Origin of the sequence: Aquimarina spongiae (assembly GCF_900141785.1) — a bacterium.
GTDB lineage: Bacteria > Bacteroidota > Bacteroidia > Flavobacteriales > Flavobacteriaceae > Aquimarina > Aquimarina spongiae.
Window position 1 is genome coordinate 371,750 of record NZ_FQYP01000006.1, and the last position, 19,356, is coordinate 391,105.

Genomic DNA, 19,356 nt, shown 5'->3' on the forward strand with positions numbered 1-19,356 from the left:
TTTATTCATCTAATGAAAATCCATTTTTGATCGCATAAACAGCCAAACCTACTCTTGTTTTCAAACCTAATTTGGTAAACAAACTATCTCTATAATTTTCAACCGTACGTGGGCTGCAGAACATTTTCTCTGCCATTTCTTTATAACTCATCTCGGTTGTGGAATATTTAAGGAATTCAATTTCACGGTTGGATAGTTTGATATTGTTTTTATCATCGTTATCTATATCGTTTAAACTTTCGAATACTTTTATAGAGGCCCATTCTGGAAAATACCTTCTCTTTTTGATCAGTTTTTGTAAAGACACTTCTAATTCCAAGGGTTGGATGTTTTTTAGCATATAACCTTTAGCTCCATTTTTGATCATTTTAATCAAACTAGCATCGTCATTTTGCATGCTTAAGGCCATGATCAAAATATCCGGGTATGTTTCGCTTAACCACTTGGCAGTTTCAAAACCATCCATTTCTGGCATACTCACATCGAGTAATATAATATCTGGTTTTATAGTAGAGTTGATTTTTTGCTGTAAATCCTTCCCGTTTTCACAAGTGTAGATCACATTAAAATCTTTGAATTTTGAAATGATTTCGGCCAGAGCATTGGCGATAAGAACATGATCGTCTACAATAACAATATTATAATTCATTTTCTGATATTTCTAAAGTTAATTGGGTCCCATGATTAATTTTGCTGTCATAATGTAGGGTAGCCCCAATCCATTTTGCCCTTTTTTCAAAATTATTGATTCCGATTCCTCCGTTTGTAATACTATTCATATCAAATCCAATCCCATTGTCTGTCAGATGCAAGACAATTTTATCAGCATTCTGAGCAAGTTTGATGGAGATAAGGGAGCACTTAGCATGTTTAATGCTATTTTGAATAAATTCCTGAGTAATACGATAGATGACGGTTTTTACGGCGACTGAATGTATTTTGATAGGATGAGGGTATTCAAATTTCACCTCGCATTTGTCCAAATGATTGACTCTGCTACTTAGTTGTTCAAGTAGGTCGACAACACTTTGATTTTTGATGCTACTTTTAGCCAGGGATCTGGAAATTTGCCGAAGTTCTTCCAATGAATGATCTACAAGGTCATTTATCGATTGTATTGAGGTGGTGTATTGTTCTAATTGATCGATAGGTAATTGTTTGATGTATAGACTGGCCAATGTAAGTTTCTGTCCAACGCTATCATGAATTTCTTGACCTATGTGATTCATGGTATTGGTTTGAATTTCCATCTGTACTTTAAGTATCTCTTTTTTATGGGTTTCATCTTTGTGAAGCAATTGTTGATTATGCTTTTTCTTTTTTACCTGATATTGATAGATAAATATGATGATGCCTGCAATAAATGCAAGAAAGATCACATTAAAAAGTACTAGCATTATTTTGAAAGATGTTTCCCCCATATAAACGAAATTGCAAATAGTATGTACATGATACTGTTAGCTATCAAAAAATAAGCGAAATACAGTTCCCAGATTCCTCTGTAGTGATTTCGCAATAAACCGTAAAAGCAAAATAAGGGGTAAGTGCCTACGTAAAGCATGATGACTCCCAAATTTATGTAAAACATCTTATTATCCCTAAAGTGCAAAATACTATCATCTTTAATCTGTTTTAAAAATTCTAGTATCACGAAGATGATCAAAAATAGGGTGCCCACAGACGGATTTAAAGAATACACAACTTCGAGCTTTTTAAAGAATAACTCTATAGGGAGATAGGTCAATAAATATATGCTGATGCATATGGTGAATAGCTTTCTGTTATTCAAAGATTGTACTCCATAGAGCCAATACAGAAAGGTATACTGAATGGGAATGCCTACATAGGCATAATACACTTGTTTTATTCTGGCGCCTATTCCGAGATCAAAATGCCAAAAAGCCTCTTGGGTAGCTATAAAAACCAGGTAATAAATAAAAAATCTCCAAGGACTATTTTTCAATTTAGATACATAAAACAATCCTACTACTGCAGCCATAATCTCAGACAATAGCAGGATAGGTTTTAAGATGTAAAAGTAGTCTGGCATAATATGGACTAAAAAGATTCTCCAGATCCATCAGCAGGAGGGATAAGACTTCCGTGATTTTGTGCAGAAATATTACCTGAAGCATTTGATCGTTTGGTAGAAGTTAAGGCAAAGATTGAGGTTGCAGTATTTGTAGACTGATATTCTGGAAATCCACTCATTTTTTCTCCGTATGTTCTTACATCCAAGGGGTGAAAATCCATATGAGTCTTTCCGTTCTGTATGGTAGGGACCATTACGAGTGTATGGTGTTCTTCAAACTTTTTTGTCAAGTCACTTCCCGCTAGATCCCTTAAATCAGGATATTTTTTCTCCCAGGTGCCATTATTCGGATATCTTGAATAATAAATTCGAATTCCCAAGTTTCTTTCTTCTCTGGCATTGCTATCAGTGTTCTTTTCAACTTGGTATAAAAACTTTTTTAAAGTCTCCAGATCAAACCAAATAGAGTGTGCGTCTTCTTGCATTACTGTTTTTATGAATCGAAGTTGGTTCTGTTTATAACCATTGGTCATAGCATGAACTAAATCTACGTTTAGGGTATTCAAAGGTTCACCAGAATAATCCATGCAAATTGTATTTTGATTCGAAGAGTTGGATTGTGATCTCTTTGGTGGGTTATAATAAACGTAAGATGCAAAGCCTGCTGTAACAGCAATTAAAAGTATTGTTGAAATCATTTTTTAGGTTTTAAAGAGTTAACATATTGGTTTTGCAAATAACGAAAATCTAAGCTAGTATTGAGCCCGAAAATGAACCTAAATTGGTAGGGTTAAACAACCTAAAATTTGAGGTTGATCATATAGAGAATTAAGGTTTTTGAGCGTTGCCTGCGATCAGCAAAATGATTGAATTTTGTCCTGTTAACAAAAAGTATCGGAATGCATAAAGATCGAGGAAGCCGAAAATCGTAAGAGTAGGCAATCTTAAAACCATTAATTATGAAAAATCTAAAATTTTTAATTGTACCTGTTATTGCATGCTTTTTTTTCTTACTAAGTTGTGAAAATGATTCACCAGATAACTTTAAGGAAGAAACAAAAGTGGATTTGAATCAGAATAGGAGGGATGCAGAATTCGATTTTGCGAAGGTAGAAGAACTTTCTCTAGAAGAAATTTCTGCCATTGAGAAATCTTTTATCGAAGAAACCAAAGATATAAGTCTAGTCAAGGCACTACAGGATTATGACGGACCAGATGAAGTAGATCATTCTATAGTAAATGATTATTTGGTGTATAAAGGGGAAAAACCTATTGATACGCGAGAATATTATCTAGTAACCGAAGAAATTATTAGAAATCCAGAAGCATCGGTAGAGGAGTTTACATCTGTATTGCAGGAAACTGGGGTGTATTCTGCAGTTCAATTGGAGTTGTTTACAGAACTGGATGCACAAATGGTTACTGCTACTACTTTTGAAGAGGCAATAGAAACGCTTACCGCCTTTGAAGGAGTAATCAAAGAAAACAGAGAACTAAACACTTTTGATAGAAACACAATGTTGTTGTATATGTCAACCATGAAAGGATTAATGTATACCGACTATGCAGCTCAAAAAGGGTTTTGGGATTGTGTGAATTGTGTTTGGAGAAATGGTTGGAAAATTCTTGGATGGGGTGTTTTCAGAAGTATACCAAAGGTAATAGGATGTATATTTTCGAATTTATCAAACGGATGGGGGATGTTTTGGTGTATTCTAAGAGCTTTAGGTTCTGGAGTCGCACATTCATTTAATCGCTTTTGCGGATCTGTTTGTTAAAAGTGGGGCTACAAAAAGAGAAACCGGGAAGAAGGCTTCCCGGTTTTATTTATTTTATCAAGTGATCCTTATGTCTAATCCTCCCAGGTGCTAACGGCTTGAACAGCTTCGTCTGTATAATCCGAAAATACACCATCTACACCTGCATCAAAAAACAAGTGATATTCTGCTTCAGGATTGCCCTGGCTCCATTGCATATTTTCATTTCTAAACGTGTATGGATGTACGAGTAAGTCGTTGTCATGTGCAAGATCTATAAAGTCCGTTGGCTCTAGTAAAGTTAGTTCTCCAGAGTCTTCGGTTCTATATGAAATGATAAAAGGTTTCCACGGACCAATACCATCTGCATAGGTAGTTGTAAACTTCATTCCTTCTTCTGTAGTAAAAAACTCATAGGTTCTGTCATCTCCATTTACGAAAAAATCATAGGGAGCACCATACGAGATGAAGTCTCCATCGGGTACATTATAGTCTAAAGATCCATCTTTGTTAATGTTGTAGGTGGAGATAAGCTGTACCAATTTTACAGTAGATTTTGAGTTGATGTATTGCAATGGCGCTACCTCAAAACATTGTACAAATACTGGTGCATTTTTGTGATTCCAATGCGCTTTAGAAAGCGCTTTCAACAGTTGATCTTCCATAAAATATGCTCCGAATATTTCATTGTGAAATAAGGGGTGTTTGATTTCAGGATAGATCCCTAATACTTTTCCTCTTGTCAGGGATTGTGCTTTTGCCAATTGTATCACCTCTTCAAAAGTTGGGATTTCAAAAAGGTTATCAAAGTCTGTTGGTCTTCCGCTAAATGCTTGTTTGGCTCTTAAAGTTTTGATTTCCTCCAGGGTAAAATCAGAGGCAAACCAATCGGTTACCATTTTACCATCTAGGTTTTTGGTTGTTTTTAAGTGTGCAAATTCGGGAAGATCTGCAACGTTGGTAGTACCAGATAACATCGGTTCATGTCTAGCTACCAGATGTCCGTCCTTGGTCAACACCAAATCCGGTTCGATAAAATCTGCATTCCATTCTGATGCTTTGGTATATCCTTCAAGTGTATGCTCTGGGAGTACGGACTGTGCTCCTCGATGTGCAATCACAATGGGAAGATCGGTATCAGGTCCGGGATTACCGGAGTTGTCATCGATAAGATCGCAGGAGGTTATCATCATAAGGGTAATAAGACTAAATACGGTGGACATGTGTTTTATCATTTCTTGGGTTTTAAGTTAGTAAACGCCTGACAAGAAATGAAACTGAAATTATGAAATTGTGAACTAGGTATTACTCTATGGTCAAGAAAAGGATAAGAACGTTAAGTTTTATGAGCTACTTTCATTTTAACGTGCAATACAAAAGCAAAGGAGCAAAACTAACTATCTAATTTCGCTCCTTATCATTATCTGATCTCTTCTACAAACTGGTTGATGGTATCCACTCCATTGTTGGTCAAATGCTTTATGAAAGCCGAACCAATAATAGCTCCCTTTGCCGTCTTTGTGGCTTGAGTAAAAGTTTCATTATTACTTATCCCAAAACCAACAATCTGTGGGTTTTTGAGGGCTAAAGCATCGATACGCTCAAAATATTGTTGCTGTACATCTCCAAACGTATTTTTGGCTCCTGTGGTACTGGCAGAACTCACCATATAAATAAAACCGTCGGAAACGCTATCAATAAATCGAATTCTTTCTTCTGAAGTTTGCGGGGTGATCAAAAACACATTGATTAACCCGTATTTTTCAAAAGTCTCTTGGTAGTGCTCGTGATATTCGGCTACAGGTAAATCGGGAATGATTAATCCATCAATTCCGATTTCTTGGCATTTTGCACAAAAGGCTTCTACACCGTACTGCATCATAGGATTGAAGTATCCCATGATAATCAACGGGATATTTACCGTTTTTCGGATGTCTTTTAATTGCTCAAACAATAGGGTAGTGGTCATCCCATTTTTTAGGGCGATAGTAGAGCTTTCCTGAATGGTAGGACCATCTGCCAAAGGATCACTAAAAGGTAATCCGATTTCTATCATATCAACACCGTTTTTTTCAAGATCCTGGATGATTTGAGCGGTATCGTTCAATGATGGATACCCTGCGGTAAAATATATAGATAATAACTTCTTATTCTCAGCTAATTTTTCTTTGATTCTATTCATTGTTATAAGTTTCGAGTTGCTCTTCAAAAGAGAAACACGTTGTTAATTTAGTCCAAAACTATATGGATTATTCATTACTCGTTTCAACATCGCAATTTGTCCGCAGTGCCATAGGGTGTGCTTGATGTTCCAATCGATTGCTTCAAATTTGGTCTTGGCTACCGGATGAGGTTGATCCAAAGGTTCTAATGACTTGTCAAGATCATCTGGAGACAAGTTTTGTATGATTTCAAGAGATTTAGCTTGCATGAAAAGCAAGTTTTTCTCCAGATTTCCTACAGTATCTTTATCATTAGTCTGTGATGCTGTCGATTTAAAAGTATACCAATCTGCATATTTTCGAATAGGCACTTGCTCAAAAACGTCTGGTTGATGACCGGTTATAGATAGTATGCTATGATAGTAATAGCTAATGATTTGATGCCCTACTTGCCAGGCAATGTTGGTTTCCATAACGTTAGGTGAGTACTCCCATTCATCTTTGGGAACAGATAGCGCCAGCTTATTAAACCATTCGTATGCACTTTTTGTCTGTGTAACCAATACCGAAATCGTATCCATAATTGTGTGAATATTTGATTGTACTTTATTTATAGTCTAAAATAATCAATATATGTATTCAAATCTTTATCGCCTCTTCCCGAAAGGCTGATCACTACCACATCCTCTGGTTTGAATTTTTTATCATTAAATATGGCTAAAGCATGTGAGGTTTCTATGGCCGGTATGATCCCTTCTAATTGCGATAACTCTAACCCAGCAGCCATGGCATCATCATCGGTAACCGAGTAAAACTCTCCTCTTCCGGTACGATATAAATGCGAATGCAGCGGTCCTACACCAGGGTAATCCAACCCAGCAGAAATAGAGTAAGGTTCTGTTATTTGTCCATCTGCGGTTTGCATCAATAAGGTTTTGCATCCATGGATAATTCCTTCTTTACCTAGCTGTGAGGTTGCCGCGCTTTCTCCACTATCCACACCTTTACCCGCAGCTTCGACCGCAATAATACCCACACTTGGTTCATCCAAAAAGTGATAGTAGGTACCGGCAGCGTTACTTCCTCCACCTATACAAGCCACTACATAATCAGGATTTTCTCTTCCTTCTTTTTCTTTAAGTTGCCATTTGATTTCTTCGGATATTACCGATTGAAAACGGGTTACCATATCTGGATAAGGATGAGGTCCGATAGCAGAACCAATGATGTAGTGCGTATCTACAGGATTATTGATCCAATCTCTAATTGCTTCGTTGGTGGCATCTTTTAGGGTTTTACTACCTGATTTGGCAGGACGTACTTCTGCCCCTAGCATTTTCATACGAGCTACATTTGGGGCTTGACGTTTAATATCAATCTCACCCATGTATACAACACATTGTATTCCCATAAGTGCACAAACGGTAGCAGTGGCTACTCCATGTTGTCCGGCTCCGGTCTCGGCAATGATTCTATTTTTGCCAAGTTTTTTTGCCACTAGTATTTGACCGATAGTATTGTTGACTTTGTGCGCTCCGGTGTGATTTAAGTCTTCGCGCTTCAGGTATACTTTGGTATTGTGCTTTTCTGAAAGCCGTTTTGCAAAATATAAAGGAGAAGGGCGACCCACATAATCTTTTAGTAATTGATCGAATTCTTCTTTAAAAGAAGGGTCGTTCATAATATCCAAGTATTGGGTACGTAATTCTTCTACATTAGGATATAACATTTCTGGGATATATGCACCTCCAAAATCACCATAATATCCTTTTTCATTTACTTGATAACTCATAGTTTTATTTTTTGATCCCTAGAGATAAGGGTTAGTTGGTTTTTAAATTTTTCTAATACAATTTCTTCTTTTAGTCCAGGCTCAATTTCGAACTTACTGTTCACATCTATTGCATGAATAGGTAAATCAGTTTTTAAGATTTCTTGTATTTTTTCAATTTCGTCAAGGCCAATTCCACCACTCAAAATAAATGGGGTTTTAGAATTGTATTCCTTCAATACATTCCAATCAAAAGTATAGCCGTTACCACCTTTTTCTTTTCCTTTGGTGTCAAATAAGAAATAATCTACAATACCTTCATACGGCTCAAGGATAGAAAAATTGAATTCATCTTTGATGGAGAATACTTTCCATAGGTCAATAGTGGTATCTAGTTCTGATAAACTTGATTTTAGTTCTTTGCAATAGGCTGGAGATTCATCTCCATGTAATTGTATTGCTTTGAAACGGAATTGTTTTACTTTTTCAACAATATTTGAAATGGTACTATCCACAAAAACTCCTACTTTTTTGATCGAATCTGGTAATACCGGGATTTCTGCATTAAAATTCCTTGGTGATCGATCATAGAAAATAAAGCCTAAATAATCGGGTTCTAAAGAAGCGATGGCTTCGATATTATCCGAGTATTTCATTCCACACACCTTGAGTTTCATGATTGTAAGTTTTTTATAAATTCTACAGCACTAGCCCCAGGATTTTCAGTTTTCATAAAGTTTTCACCAATCAAAAAACCTTGATATCCATATTGTTGTAAATCTTTTATGGCTTCGATATTGCTAATTCCACTTTCAGAAACTTTTACAAAATCATCTGGTATTTGTGTACTTAACGTTTTGCTTACATCGGTACTTACTGTAAATGTTTTTAGGTTTCTATTGTTTACCCCAAGCATATCCAAAGAGGGCATAATAGATTTTTGCAATTCTTCCTCATTATGAACCTCCAGTAAAACATCCAATGACAGGCTTTTGGCAAATTCAGAAAGTTGTTTGATTTGCTCTCGTTCTAACACCGCTGCAATCAACAGAATAACATCAGCCCCATGCGCTTTGGCTTCTAGTAACTGATATTCATCAATGATAAATTCCTTACGAAGCAATGGTAAGTTTACCGCTGATCTCGCCAGCAATAGGTCATCCAGAGAACCACCAAAATATTTACCATCTGTGAGTACAGACATACCTGATACACCGGCAGTTTCATAACCCTCTGCAACATCTTGAACGCTTACTTTTTGATTTATCACTGATTTTGAAGGGGATCTGCGTTTATGTTCTGCAATAACTCCAGTATCACTATTTTGTAATGCAGTTGCTAGTGAGTGGGTTTGCTTGTCAAATAAAACCGAAGATTCTAATTGCTTGACAGGAATCAAGCTTTTCTTCAATTCTACCTCTTTGTACTTATCAGCTACTATTTTATCTAATATATTCATTGTTAGTTCTTGCTAAGCTCTTGTACTTTTTTCAATGTTGTCAAACCTTTTCCTGATAGCAGGGATTCTTTGGCTCTTTCAAATCCTTCTTTGGGTTGTAAGCCTTCTACCGTTGCAATTGCGATCCCAGCGTTGGCGCAGACCACATTGTTCTGAGCTTCCGTTCCTTTTCCGTTAAGGATATTCATAAAAATTTCTGCAGATTCTTCTACCGAATCTCCCCCATGGATTTGTTCTTGTTTCAAAACTGGAACACCAAAATCTTCGGGAGATAGCATTCCTTCGGTTTGGTTGGAAATCGTTTTTGTATTTCCGGTTAACGAAATCTCATCATAACCATCCAAAGCATGAACGATAGTAAAGTTCTTATCGGTATTTTGATAAAGATATCCATACATTCTCGCCAATTCTAGATTAAATACACCCACCATTTGATTTTTCGGAAAAGCTGGATTTACCATAGGTCCTAACATGTTAAAAAACGTTTTTACCCCCAATTCTCTTCGGATCGGAGCTACATTTTTCATTGCAGGGTGAAATAATGGAGCATGCAAAACGCAAATTCCTGCCTCATCCATACTTCGTTTTAAAAAGTCTATATCATTACTAAATTTTATCCCCAAATATTCCATTACGTTAGAACTTCCGCATTTTGAAGACACACCATAGTTTCCGTGCTTGGTTACTTTGATGCCTGCTCCGGCAGAAACAAAAGAGGATAGTGTTGAGATGTTAAAAGTGTCTTTTCCGTCACCTCCGGTACCACATAGATCAATAGGGTTGTATTCGCTAAAATCTACTGCTATGCACAGTTCTAACAAAGCATCTCTAAAACCTTCTAGCTCTTCGATGGTAATGCTACGCATCATAAATACCGTTAGGAAAGATGCGATCTGACTTTGATTATATTCTCCTCTAGAGATATTCACCAAAACGCTTTTGGCTTCTTCTTTGGAGATGGTTTCGTGATTAATTAATCGATTAAGTAACTTCTTCATAGCTGATTTAATTATTAATCCAGTTTTCTAACATTTTTTTACCGTCTGGAGTGAGTACGGATTCGGGGTGAAATTGTACCCCGCGCACATCCAGTTCTTTATGGCGTAACGACATGATTTGTCCATTTTGATCATAAGAAGTCACCTCCAGGCAATCGGGTAAGTTATTATCTGCTACTACCCAGGAATGATAACGTCCTACATCAAAATTAGAGTCTAAACCTTCAAAAAGCGGCTCGTCGGTTACAGACAAAGTAACATTGGTAGCAACCCCGTGATATACTTCATCCAGGTTGATCAATCGACCTCCAAAGACTTCGCCTATGGCCTGTTGGCCAAGGCAAACTCCAAAAATACTTTTTGTATCTGCATAGGATTGAATGATATCTTTCAAAAGACCTGCTTCATCAGGTATTCCTGGTCCGGGAGAAAGTAATATTTTTTGAAAAGGTGCAACATCATCTAATTGCAGCTGATCATTGCGTTTTACAGTTACTTCACAACCCAGATCTTCCAAATAATGCACCAGGTTGTAGACAAAAGAATCGTAGTTGTCTATTACTAATACTTTTTTATTCATTTTATATTTTTTTGTCCTAAGGGATTCAACATTATATTTCTTCGGCTAGTTGCAAGGCCTTGGTAAGCGCCCCTAGCTTGTTATATACTTCTTGTAATTCGCTTTCTTCGTTGGATTCATTTACCAATCCAGCACCTGCTTGCCAGTGAAGTTCATGATTCTTACTTAAAAATGTTCGAATCATAATGGCATGATTAAAGTTTCCATCAAAATCCATAAACCCGATGGCTCCTCCATAGAAATCTCTGTTTACCGTTTCATATTTTTCGATAAGCTGCATTGCCATGTGTTTTGGGGCACCACTAAGTGTTCCAGCCGGGAAAGTGTCTGCTACCACCTGCATGGTTGTAGTATCCTCATGCTTTTTGCCGGTAACTTTACTCACCAAATGGATCACATGCGAGTAAAACTGAATTTCGCGATACGTCTCGACAGTAACATCACTTCCGTTACGACTCAAGTCGTTGCGAGCAAGATCTACCAACATCACGTGTTCTGCATTTTCTTTTTCGTCTTTTGAGAGTTTTCTGGCTAATTCGGCATCTTGTTCATCATTACCAGTTCTTTTGAATGTTCCTGCAATAGGGTGTATTTCTGCGATACCTTCTTTTACGACTAGTTGAGCTTCTGGAGAGCTTCCGAATATTTTGAAGTTACCATAGTCAAAATAGAATAGGTAAGGAGAGGGGTTAATGCTGCGCAACGCTCTGTATACATTAAACTCGTCTCCTTTAAATTTTTGTGAAAAGCGTTTGGATAGTACCAATTGAAAAACATCACCACGTTGGCAGTGTTTTTTGGCCAGGGCTACATGCTCTTTGTATTGTTCGTCATCAAGGTTGGAAGTAGTTTCTCCAACAGTGGTGAAATTGTAAGATGCGAAGTTCTTTACATTAAGAAGAGATTCTATTTCGGCAATATTGCTTTTAGAGTTATAACAATGTGCAAAAATATAGGCTTCATTATTAAAATGGTTGATGGCAATAATATTTTGATATACCGAATAGTGCATATCAGGAATTTGAAGACCTCCTTCTTTTTTAGAAATCGAAATGTCTTCAAAATATCGTACTGAATCATAAGCGATGTATCCAAAAAGCCCATTATTGATAAACTTGAAATCACTTTTGGAAGTCGAAAACTGTTGACCAAATTGTTCAATGATCAGTGGAACATTGGTGGTTGCTGTGATAGGGATTTCCGAAGTGCTTTTATCTGGGAAAGATTGGTAGATCACTTCATTTTCAATTTTGATACTTGCAATCGGGTTACAACAGATATAAGAGAAACTGTTTTCATTACCTCTATAATCGCTACTTTCTAGCAGTAAACTATTTGGGAAACGATCTCTGATTTTAAGATAAACACTTACCGGAGTAATGGTGTCAGCTAAGATTTGCTTGTAATGTGTGGATAATGTATAACTCATTTTTGCATCATGTGGTTTTGTTTTTCGACTTTAGTTTTTAAGCAATAAAAAAAGGCTTGTCGTGAATGACAAGCCTTTTTGTATGTTTACTTAACACAATAACAGGGCTATTTCACGACGTTTACGTTTCGCGAAGACCACCACCAGTTATTTGTTAAGAATAATTTCATATTTGCTCTTATTGAGTTCAAATATATAAATTAATTATAATTCGAAACAACAAAAAATTACATTTTTAAATTTACTGCCAATTCGAACTCATCATTGATTGCTTTATCTCCTAAATTGTCGAAAAAACTTCCCGATCCATACTTGATACCGTATTTTGTTCTATCTACAGATAAGGTAGTAGATGCAGAATCACCGTTTACCGCTAGGTTAAACTGGATTGGATTTGTTTTACCTTTGATCGTCAGATCTGCAGCGATCTTGTATCCATCACTAGTTTTTTTGGCTTTAGTAATTACCAGTTTAGAGGTCTTGTGATTCTGTACACCAAAGAAATCATCAGAGTTCAAATGTCCTTCTAATTTTTCTTTTCCTTTTCCGGCTTCAAGATCTGTTACCTGTAATGAAGTCATATCCACAGTAAATTCTCCTCCGGTAATGGTGTTGTTTTCGAATACTAAATATCCATCAGATAAATTTAGCGTACCTGTATGTTGTCCTGTAATTTTTTTTCCAGTCCATTCGATGGTACTTTTTGAAGCATCTACTGCTTTTTTCTGCGCAAACGCAGAAGAAGTTGCAATAATAGCAAGGGCTACGATGAATGATTTAAGTTTAGTTTTCATGATTTTCTAAAATTTGATGTTTATATATATTAAATTGATGTTCTAAGCTTGTTTAAAAGTGTGTTGAGAGTGGTTAGATCTTCTTCACTGAGTGCAGATGTTAATTTAGTTTCAAAATTGTGGATCGCAGGACTTACCTTGTCTAGAAACGTTTTTCCTTTTTCTGTAATATGAATTTCTACTTTTCTTCGGTTAGAAGGGCAGGTAGCGCGGGTTACATATTCTTTCTGAATCAATTTATCCACTAATCGCGTTGTATTGCTCATCTTGCTCACCATTCGTTCTTGTATAGTGCTGAGGTTGGCGGGTTTCCCTTTTTGTCCTCTTAAAATTCGCAATACGTTGAATTGTTGGATAGAAATATCATAAGTCTTTAGTTCGAGGTTAATTTTGTCTCTCACCCAGTTTTCGGTATACAAAAGATTTACTATGGCTTTGCGAGAAAGCGGTAGTTCGGCTTCTGTTTTTATGATCTTTTCAATATTCACTTGTCTGTACAATATTTGTATATACAAATGTAAAAGAATAGATGTTTTAGAAATTATAAATTGATATTAATTCTTTGTTAAAGTTCAATTTTAGAAGCTTTTAAATGGATAATATTGCGGCATGAATGCTATTTGCAAGGGGTTAAACATTTGTAAAAAATTCTGAAAATATTTAGATAAAAGACAGAAACCTTGTTAATTTTCTTTTAGTTAATTAGCGGTTTTGATAAATTCGTATTATGCCAAAATATGCTATATATCTTGTTTTTTTAGTTACTCTTGTCAATTGCAAGGGAGAGCAGAACGTTGCTCTGGATGCAACAGATGTATACAAGAGTAAAGGGGTTGAAATACCGATGTATGATTTTGAAAGTTTCAAACCCTTGTTATCCATAAACGATGGAAAAACCAGAGTCATTAATTTTTGGGCTACCTGGTGCAAACCTTGTGTGGCCGAATTGCCTTATTTTGAATTAATCAATAGTAGATACCCTGATCATGAAGTGGAAGTGATTTTGGTAAGCCTGGATTTACCCAAACAAGTAGAGACGAAATTGGTGCCATTTTTAAGAAAGCAAAAGATAGAGAGCAAGGTCATCTTGTTAGATGATCCAGATGCCAATAGTTGGATCCCTAAAGTGAATAAAGATTGGTCGGGTTCTATACCTGCTACCATAATATACAAAGGAAACACTGTTAATTTCTACGAAAGATCATTTACCTATAATGAGCTGGAAAAGGAATTGAAAAAAATATTATAAGCATAAATTGATTGACAGATAACAAAAACAATTACTCATGAAAACATTAAAAATTCTTGTCGGAGTGGCTTTTATAATAGCAATTAGCGCTTTTGCTATAGATAAAGTTTCGAATCCTCCCGTCACAGGAGGATATGCAGTTGGAGATGTTGCGACAGATTTTGAATTAAAAAACATAGATGATGCTATGGTTTCTTTGGCAAATTATAAAGATGCCAAAGGGTTTATCGTAATCTTTACGTGTAATCACTGTCCATATTCAGTAGCTTATGAGGATAGAATCATTGCTTTGGATAAAATGTTTAAAGACAAAGGATATCCTGTTGTTGCTATTAATCCTAACAATCCAAAAGCTTACCCGGATGATAGTTTTGACAATATGAAAGTTCGCGCAAAGGAGAAAGGGTTTACTTTCCCGTATTTGTTTGACGACGGACAAAAAATATACCCTCAATACGGGGCTACCAAAACTCCTCATGTGTATATCTTAGAAAAAACCGCAAAAGGGAATATCGTGAGATATATAGGCGCAATTGATAATAACTACAAAGATGCTTCTGCTGCAGACAAGAAGTATGTAGAAGATGCGGTGAATGCACTTTTAAGTGGGAATAAAGTTCCGGTAGAGCTAACCAAAGCGATTGGTTGCAGTATCAAAGCGTAAATCTTCGCGCAAAGTTTATCGAATTGAATGTATTTTACGCAATACATTTCAATAAGGACTGTTATATTTGTAAGGAATATAAAAAATAACAGTCCAATTTTAGTATAAACAATTTTATAATGGCAGCAGACATTACCCAAGAAGAGTGGCAAGACTTAATCTCCAAAGATGATAATGCAGTAATTTTAGATGTTAGAACCGAAGAAGAAGTAGAAGACGGTTATATCCCTAACATGATTAATATTGATATCAGAAAAGGCCAGGGTTTTTTGGATGAAGTAGGTCAACTCGATAAATCCAAGAATTATTATGTGTATTGCCGATCGGGAGGGCGTAGTGCTCAGGCTTGTACATTAATGGACCAAATGGGATTCGGGACCACGTATAATCTGTTAGGAGGTTTTATGAATTGGGACGGAGAAACTGCTGAATAAATATGAAATTTAGAATACTCACACTAGCACTCATCTTTACCCTTCCCCTTGTTGGATGTAACAATTCGTCTGATGATGGAACTACAGTAGAACTTATTACCGTAGAGGAAATGGATTCGTTGTTGAAGCTTGGAGAAGTAAAGCTTATCGATGTACGAACCCCGCAAGAGTTTGCCCAAGGACATATCGAGAGTGCCATCAATATCGATTTTCGAAATGAAAATTTTGAAGAATTAATTGCCAAGGTTGACAAAACTAAGCCTGTAGCGGTATACTGCGGCAAAGGAGGTAGAAGTGGTAAGTGTTCTTCGTTTATGAAAAAAGCAGGCTTTACCAAGATTTATGACCTGGATGGCGGTATTACCGAATGGAAATTTAACGGAAAAAAGGTGGTAAAGTAACTCACCTTTCATATGATACTATAGAAAACCACCAATTTTGGTGGTTTTTTTGTTTTATAAAGCATCTCATCTTTTTGTCAAAAGAGGGACTTATATTTTTTATATTTATGGGTATACTTACAGAAGGTTACTATATGTATACTTTAGATAACTTTAGAATTCAATAATGAAGAAAATCATATTAATTTTATTTATAGTTGTGCTTCCAGCTCAAACTTTTTCTCAAAAAATATTTGGAGAAGGAGTTATCAATATTGGATTCAATGCTAATACAATTGTTGAATTTTATGACTCAATAGAAAGTGATACTCCAATAAAAATCATGGAATTTTTCAACAATACGTCAACTAAAAGTTGGGATATCAAAGATTTAGAAATACATAGAAAATGGACTAACGCAACAATCCATCTCGATTATTCTATTTTCGAGTTCCAATACACACAAATTATTGATGATTGCATTGAAATTGTAGTAAATACAGAGACTGGAAAAAAGTATTGGATAAAGAAAACTAATAATATAGAAATAAAACCTTGGTTTGAATACCTTTCTGGAATGTTTACCGTTGGTTTGAAAAAAAAATATCCACAAAAATTCTATTTGGAACCTAAAAAAGAATCAAAAGAATTTAAAATTACAAAAGAGTATCAAAGGTGTTATTTTGTAAAGTCAATGAAAGGAGAATGGATTGAGATATCTACTCATGGACGTTGTGAAATTGATGATGTTTATGAGAGTAAAAGAAAAAAGATTCCTTCAGTTTGGATAAAATGGAGAGAAAATGACGAAATAATAATAGATTATTTTCACATATCGTAAAACATTACCTAACAATTTGTATAGTTCAATAGCTTACTTCGGGAAGCAAACGGAACTTAAAAGGGATGTCAGGTACAATTCCGGAAAAATCAAACAACAATAAATGACATCATATCAAGGGAAACAGGAAATAAAACAACTTGAAAAAAGAAAAGGTGGATATTTCTATTTGAAAATTGATTCAGATATAATAAATCAGTTCAATAGAAAACGAGCAACACGAATGATTTGCACCATTGATCATATTGTTTCCTATCGCTGCGGTTTGAATCACTTAGGAGACGGGAATTTTTATATAATCGTTGCAGGGAAATACCTCGAAAAGTTAAATAAAGAACTTGGAGAGGAAGTGAATTTTAAAATTGAGGAAGACCCTGATCAACTGGGAGTGGAAGTTCCCGAAGTTTTAACTGTATTTTTAGAACAAGATATAGATTCAAAAGCCATTTACAATAAATTGACTGATGGAAAAAAGAGATCGCTGATCTACAGTTTCAATAAAATTAAAGACATTGATAAACAAGTGAAAATTATCATGAACTTTCTGGACGCAGAAAGGCTCAAAATGAAAAAATAATACCCCTAATAAAATGGAAACCACATTAAAATGTAGTTTAGCTAAAACATTGTGTAACAACTAAAACTAACGCAAATGAGTATTGGGAACAACATCCGGCTTTTAGTGAGAGGAGATGATATAGGATCTTCACACTCTGCAAACTTGGGGTGTATCAGATCTTACACCCATGGAATCGTAAAAAGTTTGGAGTTAATGACCGTTTGTGCTTGGTTTGAAGAAGCTTGTATTATGCTAAATCAGCATCCAAACGTGGATGTTGGAATACATCTTACATTGACATCAGAATGGGAAGGTGTTAAGTGGAAACCTATCACATCAGCCTCAAGTTTGATTGAAGATAATGGCTGTTTTTTTCCAATGCTCACTGGTGAGAAGTACTACCCAAAAAGAAGGTCACTTTCCAATAACGATTGGAAAATTTTTGATATTGAAAAGGAGTTCAGAGCACAAATCGAACTAGGACTCAAAAGAGTAAAGCAAGTTTCACATTTAAGCTTCCACATGAATTGTCATATGTTGGATTCTGAAGTAACGAATCTTTGTGTAAAGCTGGGAGAAGAATACGGACTCTCTAATTTAGAAATAGGTGCTCAAGATATTAAGCAAATTAGGGGATATAAAGGAATAATTGACCATGAAGAAAGAATTGATAAGTTTATAAGCTCATTATATGAATTAAATGAAGGAGACTATCTTTTTATAGACCATCCCAGTTTAGATAGTGAAGAAATGAGAGCTACAAAACATAATGGGTATGAGAATGTGGCAGAAGATAGATTTTCATGTTTGAAAGTATTTACAGATCCTAGGGTCAAACATGCGATCGAGGATTTAGGAATTAAATTAATCAGTTATGCAGATATGAAAAAGAAAACTTTACATGACGACAAAGCATAACCACAATAAAAAAACTGATGGTTATGCGAGACGGTTACCAACAATATTTATTAATCTTGATAATTTAATGAAGCTAATATTAAATCTATTTTTTTGTCTCTTTTTGTTGAATTTGTTTGGGCAACAAACAAATAAAATCGACAAAACCATTAATAGTTTTATGAATAAATGGGAAATAGAAGGCTTGTCTATTGCAATTATCAATGCCGGAGATCTCGTATATACAAAAGGTTACGGATATAGTAATATAACCACAAAAGAAAAAGTAACACCAAAACATAAATTTAGAATTGGGAGTATTTCTAAATCAATAACCGCGGTTACTATTTTTACTCTGATGGAAGAAGGAAAACTTAGCTTGTCAGACAAAGTTTTTGGGAAAAATGGTATTTTGAATGATTCACCATATTTAAAAATTCTTGATCAAAGAATTTTAGAAATCAATGTACAACAACTTCTAGAGCATACTGCTGGCTGGGGGAAAAATAAAAGTTTTGATCCTATGTTTAAGAATCAACTAGTTTCAGACTCTTTACATTTAGGCAGATCGCCTACCCCAAAGGATGTTATTATATATATGCTACAAAATCATTATCTTGATAATGCTCCAGGCTCTAAATTTATGTATTCAAATTTAGGATATTGTATTTTGGGAAGGGTCATTGAAAAATTGACAGGGTTGGATTATGAGAATGCTGTAAAAAAACAAGTGCTCAGTCCATTAAAAATGTTCGATACTAAGATAGGTGACTCCAAAAATTCTGGTAAAAACGAATCGGTATATTATAGTGAGGATAGTTATATATCCAGTTCGGCTTTTTATCCTTTTCAGGAAAAGGTAAAACCAGAATATGGAGGCTTTGATCTATCCCTATTAGATTCCTGTGGCGGGTGGACTTCTTCGGTTATAGTTTTAGCAAAACTAATTTGCGCTTTAGATGGTTACACTAATAGAAAAGACATTGTTTTGCCCCAGTCCTTAAATACTATGTTTGCGGCCTCCCTTGAGAATTCTAACTATGCTAAAGGTTGGTTTGTAGATACCCATAAAAACTGGTGGCATAATGGGTCTCTTATTGGTTCATATGGAATGATGGCAAAAATAAACGATGGAAGGGGATGGGTAATTTTAATGAACAATAATATATGGAACAATAAAAAGTTTTATAAAGATGTAGACAAACTACTATTCAAACCCACCAAGAAATTAGCTTTTTCAAAGCTCATAAATAACTTTACTAATTATTAATCCTGATATAGAGTTGGTAACAAGATGTATAAGTAAGAACTGTATTAGATTATAAAAAGAAACAATATATATAAAATAAA

24 protein-coding genes are annotated in these 19,356 nt (G+C 35.4%); 9 read left to right on the top strand and 15 right to left on the bottom strand.

What is annotated here, in order from left to right; genetic code table 11:
* Position 1: 1 nt before the first annotated feature.
* The 4 genes from BUE24_RS15445 to BUE24_RS15460 are packed head-to-tail and all read right to left on the bottom strand — an operon-like array spanning position 2 to position 2,730.
* Positions 2 to 649 carry a response regulator transcription factor gene (locus tag BUE24_RS15445; protein WP_073317475.1) on the bottom strand — a complete coding sequence of 216 codons (648 nt, stop codon included), beginning with the start codon at positions 647 to 649 and terminating at the stop codon, positions 2 to 4.
* Positions 639 to 1,397 carry a sensor histidine kinase gene (locus tag BUE24_RS15450; protein ID WP_073317479.1) on the bottom strand — a complete coding sequence of 253 codons (759 nt, stop codon included), beginning with the start codon at positions 1,395 to 1,397 and terminating at the stop codon, positions 639 to 641. The genes BUE24_RS15445 and BUE24_RS15450 overlap by 11 nt, the downstream gene beginning before the upstream one ends.
* Positions 1,397 to 2,050 (bottom strand): hypothetical protein, encoded by a 654-nt coding sequence (locus BUE24_RS15455; protein WP_073317482.1) that lies wholly within the window; start codon positions 2,048 to 2,050, stop codon positions 1,397 to 1,399. The genes BUE24_RS15450 and BUE24_RS15455 overlap by 1 nt, the downstream gene beginning before the upstream one ends.
* An 8-nt stretch (positions 2,051 to 2,058) precedes the next feature.
* Positions 2,059 to 2,730: a hypothetical protein gene (locus tag BUE24_RS15460; RefSeq protein ID WP_139242011.1), complete on the bottom strand. Its 672-nt coding sequence runs from the start codon at positions 2,728 to 2,730 to the stop codon at positions 2,059 to 2,061.
* Between the two features lie 261 nt (positions 2,731 to 2,991).
* On the opposite strand from BUE24_RS15460, the gene BUE24_RS15465 reads away from it, so the two are divergent.
* The gene (locus BUE24_RS15465; protein ID WP_073317489.1) at positions 2,992 to 3,810 is read left to right on the top strand and encodes a hypothetical protein; all 819 of its coding nucleotides are present in this window, start codon (positions 2,992 to 2,994) and stop codon (positions 3,808 to 3,810) included.
* A gap of 74 nt (positions 3,811 to 3,884) precedes the next feature.
* On the opposite strand, the gene BUE24_RS15470 is transcribed toward BUE24_RS15465, so the two are convergent.
* The 11 genes from BUE24_RS15470 to BUE24_RS15520 all read right to left on the bottom strand — a co-directional run bounded on the left by BUE24_RS15470 (position 3,885) and on the right by BUE24_RS15520 (position 13,470).
* Positions 3,885 to 5,024 (bottom strand): glycerophosphodiester phosphodiesterase, encoded by a 1,140-nt coding sequence (locus BUE24_RS15470; RefSeq protein ID WP_073317492.1) that lies wholly within the window; start codon positions 5,022 to 5,024, stop codon positions 3,885 to 3,887.
* Between the two features lie 185 nt (positions 5,025 to 5,209).
* Complete coding sequence (gene trpA, locus BUE24_RS15475; RefSeq protein WP_073317495.1) at positions 5,210 to 5,971, bottom strand: tryptophan synthase subunit alpha; 762 nt, start codon at positions 5,969 to 5,971, stop codon at positions 5,210 to 5,212.
* A 42-nt stretch (positions 5,972 to 6,013) separates the two neighbouring features.
* Positions 6,014 to 6,532 (bottom strand): DinB family protein, encoded by a 519-nt coding sequence (locus tag BUE24_RS15480; RefSeq protein ID WP_073317497.1) that lies wholly within the window; start codon positions 6,530 to 6,532, stop codon positions 6,014 to 6,016.
* Positions 6,533 to 6,561: 29 nt separating this feature from the next.
* Positions 6,562 to 7,743, bottom strand: coding sequence for a tryptophan synthase subunit beta (trpB, locus tag BUE24_RS15485; RefSeq protein ID WP_073317500.1), 1,182 nt, complete (start codon positions 7,741 to 7,743; stop codon positions 6,562 to 6,564).
* Positions 7,740 to 8,399 carry a phosphoribosylanthranilate isomerase gene (locus BUE24_RS15490; protein ID WP_073317503.1) on the bottom strand — a complete coding sequence of 220 codons (660 nt, stop codon included), beginning with the start codon at positions 8,397 to 8,399 and terminating at the stop codon, positions 7,740 to 7,742. The genes trpB and BUE24_RS15490 overlap by 4 nt, the downstream gene beginning before the upstream one ends.
* Positions 8,396 to 9,181: an indole-3-glycerol phosphate synthase TrpC gene (gene trpC, locus BUE24_RS15495; RefSeq protein ID WP_073317506.1), complete on the bottom strand. Its 786-nt coding sequence runs from the start codon at positions 9,179 to 9,181 to the stop codon at positions 8,396 to 8,398. The genes BUE24_RS15490 and trpC overlap by 4 nt, the downstream gene beginning before the upstream one ends.
* Before the next feature lie 2 nt (positions 9,182 to 9,183).
* Complete coding sequence (trpD, locus tag BUE24_RS15500; protein ID WP_073317509.1) at positions 9,184 to 10,179, bottom strand: anthranilate phosphoribosyltransferase; 996 nt, start codon at positions 10,177 to 10,179, stop codon at positions 9,184 to 9,186.
* Positions 10,180 to 10,186: 7 nt separating this feature from the next.
* Positions 10,187 to 10,759 carry an anthranilate synthase component II gene (locus BUE24_RS15505; RefSeq protein WP_073317512.1) on the bottom strand — a complete coding sequence of 191 codons (573 nt, stop codon included), beginning with the start codon at positions 10,757 to 10,759 and terminating at the stop codon, positions 10,187 to 10,189.
* Positions 10,760 to 10,790: 31 nt separating this feature from the next.
* Positions 10,791 to 12,188 (bottom strand): anthranilate synthase component I family protein, encoded by a 1,398-nt coding sequence (locus BUE24_RS15510; RefSeq protein WP_073317514.1) that lies wholly within the window; start codon positions 12,186 to 12,188, stop codon positions 10,791 to 10,793.
* Positions 12,189 to 12,415: 227 nt separating this feature from the next.
* Positions 12,416 to 12,982 carry a YceI family protein gene (locus tag BUE24_RS15515; RefSeq protein WP_073317517.1) on the bottom strand — a complete coding sequence of 189 codons (567 nt, stop codon included), beginning with the start codon at positions 12,980 to 12,982 and terminating at the stop codon, positions 12,416 to 12,418.
* A 29-nt stretch (positions 12,983 to 13,011) separates the two neighbouring features.
* Positions 13,012 to 13,470, bottom strand: coding sequence for a MarR family winged helix-turn-helix transcriptional regulator (locus BUE24_RS15520; RefSeq protein ID WP_073317664.1), 459 nt, complete (start codon positions 13,468 to 13,470; stop codon positions 13,012 to 13,014).
* A gap of 239 nt (positions 13,471 to 13,709) precedes the next feature.
* Between BUE24_RS15520 and BUE24_RS15525 the strand changes: the two genes are divergently transcribed.
* The 8 genes from BUE24_RS15525 (at position 13,710) to BUE24_RS15560 (ending at position 19,276) form a co-directional block, all read left to right on the top strand.
* Positions 13,710 to 14,231: a TlpA family protein disulfide reductase gene (locus BUE24_RS15525; RefSeq protein WP_073317519.1), complete on the top strand. Its 522-nt coding sequence runs from the start codon at positions 13,710 to 13,712 to the stop codon at positions 14,229 to 14,231.
* A 37-nt stretch (positions 14,232 to 14,268) separates the two neighbouring features.
* Entirely contained in the window at positions 14,269 to 14,895 is a 627-nt protein-coding gene (locus BUE24_RS15530) for a thioredoxin family protein (protein ID WP_073317522.1), read from the top strand.
* A gap of 119 nt (positions 14,896 to 15,014) precedes the next feature.
* Positions 15,015 to 15,329 carry a rhodanese-like domain-containing protein gene (locus BUE24_RS15535; RefSeq protein WP_073317524.1) on the top strand — a complete coding sequence of 105 codons (315 nt, stop codon included), beginning with the start codon at positions 15,015 to 15,017 and terminating at the stop codon, positions 15,327 to 15,329.
* A gap of 2 nt (positions 15,330 to 15,331) precedes the next feature.
* Positions 15,332 to 15,730, top strand: coding sequence for a rhodanese-like domain-containing protein (locus BUE24_RS15540; protein ID WP_073317527.1), 399 nt, complete (start codon positions 15,332 to 15,334; stop codon positions 15,728 to 15,730).
* 166 nt (positions 15,731 to 15,896) lie between these two features.
* Positions 15,897 to 16,550, top strand: coding sequence for a hypothetical protein (locus tag BUE24_RS15545; RefSeq protein ID WP_073317530.1), 654 nt, complete (start codon positions 15,897 to 15,899; stop codon positions 16,548 to 16,550).
* Positions 16,551 to 16,653: 103 nt separating this feature from the next.
* Complete coding sequence (locus tag BUE24_RS15550) at positions 16,654 to 17,127, top strand: DUF1905 domain-containing protein (RefSeq protein WP_073317533.1); 474 nt, start codon at positions 16,654 to 16,656, stop codon at positions 17,125 to 17,127.
* A 75-nt stretch (positions 17,128 to 17,202) separates the two neighbouring features.
* Positions 17,203 to 18,027: a ChbG/HpnK family deacetylase gene (locus tag BUE24_RS15555; protein ID WP_073317536.1), complete on the top strand. Its 825-nt coding sequence runs from the start codon at positions 17,203 to 17,205 to the stop codon at positions 18,025 to 18,027.
* A gap of 67 nt (positions 18,028 to 18,094) precedes the next feature.
* The gene (locus tag BUE24_RS15560) at positions 18,095 to 19,276 is read left to right on the top strand and encodes a serine hydrolase domain-containing protein (RefSeq protein ID WP_280174037.1); all 1,182 of its coding nucleotides are present in this window, start codon (positions 18,095 to 18,097) and stop codon (positions 19,274 to 19,276) included.
* Positions 19,277 to 19,356: the final 80 nt, after the last annotated feature.